The 4762-nt window shown below is 66.8% G+C and carries 5 protein-coding genes; 4 read left to right on the top strand and 1 reads right to left on the bottom strand.

The features are described from left to right. Together ACE3TU_RS18975 and ACE3TU_RS18970 are read left to right on the top strand one after the other, a co-directional pair. On the top strand, positions 1–1007 hold a 1007-nt coding region (locus tag ACE3TU_RS18975; protein ID WP_374627076.1), incomplete at its 5' end, for a dihydroxy-acid dehydratase. 145 nt (positions 1008–1152) lie between these two features. Beyond that, positions 1153–1623, top strand: a complete 471-nt coding sequence (locus ACE3TU_RS18970) for a Crp/Fnr family transcriptional regulator (RefSeq protein WP_374627074.1) — start codon at positions 1153–1155, stop codon at positions 1621–1623. 9 nt (positions 1624–1632) lie between these two features. On the opposite strand, the gene ACE3TU_RS18965 is transcribed toward ACE3TU_RS18970, so the two are convergent. Then, positions 1633–2019: a DUF3307 domain-containing protein gene (locus ACE3TU_RS18965; protein WP_374627072.1), complete on the bottom strand. Its 387-nt coding sequence runs from the start codon at positions 2017–2019 to the stop codon at positions 1633–1635. Positions 2020–2209: 190 nt separating this feature from the next. On the opposite strand from ACE3TU_RS18965, the gene ACE3TU_RS18960 reads away from it, so the two are divergent. Together ACE3TU_RS18960 and ACE3TU_RS18955 are read left to right on the top strand one after the other, a co-directional pair. Beyond that, on the top strand, positions 2210–2974 hold the full coding sequence (locus ACE3TU_RS18960) for a FecR domain-containing protein (RefSeq protein ID WP_374627070.1): 765 nt from the start codon (positions 2210–2212) through the stop codon (positions 2972–2974). Between the two features lie 31 nt (positions 2975–3005). Next, positions 3006–4762 (top strand): CHASE2 domain-containing protein (locus ACE3TU_RS18955; protein WP_374627069.1); only part of this gene is annotated, 1757 nt, incomplete at its 3' end.

The following is a 4762-nucleotide window of genomic DNA, read 5'->3' as shown; positions in this document are numbered from 1 at the left end:
TCATCAACACCATCGTCGTCAACTCGGCGATCGGCGGCTCCACCAACGCCCCCATCCACGTCAATGCCATCGCCCGGCACATCGGCGTCGATCTCGGCATCGACGACTGGCAGACGCACGGGCACAAGGTGCCGCTGCTGGTCAACATGCAGCCGGCCGGCGAGTACCTGGGCGAGGACTACTACCATGCCGGCGGCGTTCCGGCCGTGGTCAACGAGTTGATGAAGGCGGGGCTGATCCGCGAGAACGCCCCCACCGTCAATGGCCGGACGATGGGCGAGAACTGCCGCAACACCACGGTGCAGGACTACAAGGTCATCCGCTCGGTCGCCGATCCGCTGAAGAAGGATGCCGGCTTCCTCGTGCTGCGCGGCAACCTGTTCGACAACGCGGTGATGAAGACCAGCGTCATCTCCGAGGAGTTCCGCACGCGCTACCTCTCGGACCCGGCGCATCCGGGCATGTTCGAGGGCAAGGCCGTGGTCTTCGACGGTCCGGAGGATTACCACCACCGCATCGACGATCCCGCGCTCGAGATCGACGAGCATACCTTGCTGTTCATGCGCGGCGCCGGCCCGATCGGCTATCCGGGTGCTGCCGAGGTGGTCAACATGCGGCCGCCCGACTACCTCATCAAGAAGGGCATCACCTCGCTCGCCTGCATCGGCGACGGGCGGCAGTCCGGCACCTCGGGATCGCCCTCGATCCTCAATGCTTCCCCCGAAGCGGCCGCCGGCGGCAACCTCGCCATCCTGCGCACCGGCGACCGCGTGCGGATCGACCTCAACAAGGGTTCGGCCGATATCCTGATTTCCGCCGAGGAGCTGCAGAAGCGCCGCGCCGACCTCGCCTCCATGGGGGGCTACAAGTATCCGGACCACCAGACGCCGTGGCAGGAGATCCAGCGCGGCATCGTCGACCAGCTCGGTTCGGGAGGGGTGCTGAAGCCGGCGGTGAAGTACCAGCGCCTGGCCCAGACCATGGGCGTGCCGCGCGACAATCACTGACGTCGCCGTTGCGGCGCGTCGAAGGGCCGGTCCGCCGGCCCTTCTGCTTTATTTGCGGCATGGCGGGCGCGTGCCCAAAAGCCGGCTTTATTTGACGAAACGATTGCCGATGAGCACTATAGCGAACGCGTCAGGTGAGGGCCCGATGTCTGATATTCTCGACTACTGCAAGGGACGCGAGGCCGTCCGCTTCAAGCCGGGCCAGGTGATGATCGACGAGGGCAGTCAGGAGGGCAAGCTCCTGGTGCTGATCGAGGGTCAGGTCGAGGTGCTGCGCAAGGATACCCAGGTCAGCTACATCGACGAGCCGGGTTCGATCTTCGGCGAGATGTCGGCGCTGCTCGACATCCCGGCCAGCGCTACCGTCAAGGCGCTGTCGGCGGTGAAGGCCTATGTGATCGAGGATGCCATCCAGTTCCTCGGCGGCGATCCGGAGGTGGCGCTGCACGTGGCGACGCTGCTGGCCCGGCGGCTCTACTACACGACCAGCTATCTGGTCGATCTGCAGCAGCAGTCCGAGGGCAAGCGCGAAGACCTCGATCTGGTCGACAAGATCCTGGCGCAGCTGGTGGAAAAGCCCGACGAGAGCAAGGCGGCGCGGCGGAGCCGCAAGTAGCGCGACGCGCTACGCGAGCCCCTTGGCCAGCAGCACCAGGTAGATCATCGCGCCATAGGTCAGCTGGTGGGTGATCTGGTCGAGCCCGTGCAGGCTCCAGAAGCGGCGCGGCTGGGTGTCGACGTGCACGCCGCGCGAGTAGTGGATCTTGGAATAGTCGAGCAGGTAGTGGACGGCGAACTCGCCGAGCACCAGTCCGACGAGCGCCAGGAGCGGGGTGCCGGCGAGCAGCAGCACGATGAGGCTCAGCCCGGCGTGCACGCCCGCATGGGCATAGCCGCCGATCTTGCGAAAGTCGCCCTTGCCGGCCAGCATCCAGCCGGGCTGCATGAAATAGTCGGCGATGAAGTGTTTGAGTTCGAGTCCGAGAAACAGCAGAAAGAAGAGCTCGACCATTGACCCTCGTCCCTCGCGCCGGACACCTGCTGCGCCCGCATCACGGACGACGATGCTGGCAAGCCGGCGCGCCCGAGGCAAGCGCAGAGTTTGAGCTTGCCGGGTTTTGCCGAACGCCGCATTCACCGGGCATTCATCTGCGGCGTGGCATCTGAACCGGTCGGACCTGTCGGGCAGGAGGAGACTGTCGATGCGTGCCCCCATCTCGCTGTTCGTCGCGGTGTTCGCCGTGCTGCTGGGCGCACCGGCGCTGGCGGCGTCCGGCGTCGCGATGGGCGTCGACCAGAACGCCACGCTCGAGGCCAAGGCCGGCACCCGCGTGCTCGCCGTCGGCAGCGACGTGTTCATTGGCGACAAGGTGGTGACGGATGCGAGCGGGCTGGTCGAGCTGCGTTTCTCGGACCGGACCAGGCTGGTGATCGGACCGCGCTCGAGCCTCGTCATCGATGACTATCTGCTGCGCGAGGACGGCTCGGCCGGCAAGTTCGCGGTCAATGCCCTCGCCGGAACGTTCCGGTTCATCACCGGTGGCGCGGCCAAGGACCGCTATCTGATCACTACCCCCACCGGTACCGTGGGGGTGCGCGGTACCGCCTTCGACCTCAATGTCGATGCGCAGCAGACCAGCCTGCTGCTGTTCCATGGCGCGGTGATCCTGTGCACCCTCGACGACAAGTGCGTCGTCGTCGACGAGGTCTGCGAACTGGGCCAGGCGAACACCGCGGAGGCGCTGGTGCTCGGCCTCACCGACGATATCAGGGGGCAGGCGCGCGAGGCGCTGCGCACGCGGTTCCCCTATGCCAACTCGCAGTCCGAACTGCTCGCCGCGTTCCGGCTGGAGCAGGCGCGGCGATGCCTCAACCGGCCGGTGACGGTGCCCGAGCAGGACCCGGTCAGCAATGTCGGCGAGCCAGAGAAGTACCGCGGCCCGTTCATCCTCAACTCCGTGCCCTGACAGTCCGGCGCAGACAAGGTAAGCAGTGGGGATGATCCGCCGTCTGCTCCCCATCCTCCTGGGCCTTGTCATCGTCATCGGGCTGACGCTCGTGCGCGCCGCCGATCCGTTCCCGGTGCAGGTGCTGCGCGAGATCGCCTTCGATTTCTACCAGCGGCTGCATCCGAGGCCACAGGGGGAGTTCCCGGTCCGGGTCATCGACATCGACGAAGCCTCGCTCGACGCGCTCGGCCAGTGGCCGTGGCCGCGCGACCGGCTGGCGACGCTGGCGGACCGGCTGACCGAACTGGGCGCCGCCGCCATCGGCTTCGACGTGCTGTTCCCCGAGGCCGATCGCATGTCGCCCAGCCGGATCGCGGCCGAGATCCCGGGCGTCGATGCCGCCAACCTGCCCGACTACGACGCGATGTTCGCGACGGCGCTGTCCCGCTCCCCGGCGATCCTGGGGTTTTCGCGCACCCCCAACGGCAAGCCGATGACCGGCGGGCCGAAAGGCGGCTTTGCGGTCTCCGGTCCCGATCCGTCGGCGTCGATCCCGTTCCTCACCGGCGTGGCGGCGCCGCTGCCTCTGCTGCGCGAGGCGGCGCCCGGCCTCGCCGCGCTCAGCCTCAACACCGAACTCTCCACCAGTGCGATCCGTCGCCTGCCGATGCTGTGGACCAACGGCGACAAGCTGTTTCCCACCCTGTCCATCGAGGCGCTGCGGCTGGCGCTGGGCATCGGCACCGTCGTGGTCTTCGGCGACACGGCGGCGGAGGGCTATGTCGAGGGGCTGCGGCTCGCCGATTTCTCGGTTCCCCTTACCTCGGAAGGCGATCTGTGGATCTACTATTCGAGGCCACGGGCCGACATGCTGGTGCCGGCCAAGGATGTGCTGGGGCCCGGCTATCGACAGCTTGCCGATCGCATCGCCGGCCACATCGTCCTCATCGGCACCTCGGCCTCGGGCCTGCTCGACCTCCATACCACGACGCTCGGTGACAACGTGCCCGGCGTCACCGTCCACGCCCAGGCGATCGAGCAGATCCTTGCCGGCGCCTATCTCACCCGCCCCGACTGGGTGGCCGGGCTCGAGATCGTCGGCCTGCTGCTGATCGGCGCACTGCTGGTGATTATCGTGCTGCAGCTCGGTCCACTGGCCGGCCTCACCGTCGGCGTTTTGTCGCTGGGTGGCGTCACGGCGTTTTCGTGGTGGATGTTCGTCACCAACGGCACAATGATCGATCCCAGCTATGCCCTCGTCGCGCTGACGCTGCTCTATCTGGCGCTGGTGTTCTTCCGCTTCCTCACCACGGACCAGGCGAAAAAGCAGATCCGACGCGCCTTCGGCTACTATGTCTCGCCCACGCTGCTCACAGAGATCGAAAAGAACGGCGACCGGCTGAAGCTCGGCGGCGAGATGCGGCAGGTCACCGTGATGTTCTCGGACGTGCGCGGCTTCACCCCGCTCTCCGAAAAGCTCACCCCGCCGCAGATCCTGGCGCTGCTCAATACCATGTTCGGGGCGCTCGGAGAGGAGATCACCGGCCGGCTGGGGACCATCGACAAGTTCATCGGCGATGCCATCATGGCGTTCTGGAACGCCCCGGTCGATGTCGCCGACCATCCGCGCCGCGCCGTCGAGGCGGCGCTCGGCATGCGCAACCGATTGAAGGCGCTCAACGCCGCCGACGCCTTCGGGCTCAGGGCCGGCAATCGCGGCGGCATCGATGAAGTGGTGATCGGCATCGGGCTCTCCACCGGCGAGGCGCTGGTGGGCAATATGGGCCTCGAAACCCGCTTCGACTA

The sequence above is a fragment of the Devosia sp. genome (assembly GCF_041917035.1).
GTDB lineage: Bacteria > Pseudomonadota > Alphaproteobacteria > Rhizobiales > Devosiaceae > Devosia_A.
The sequence above is the reverse complement of the archived record's forward strand: the minus strand, read 5'-3'. Positions and strand labels throughout refer to the sequence as shown.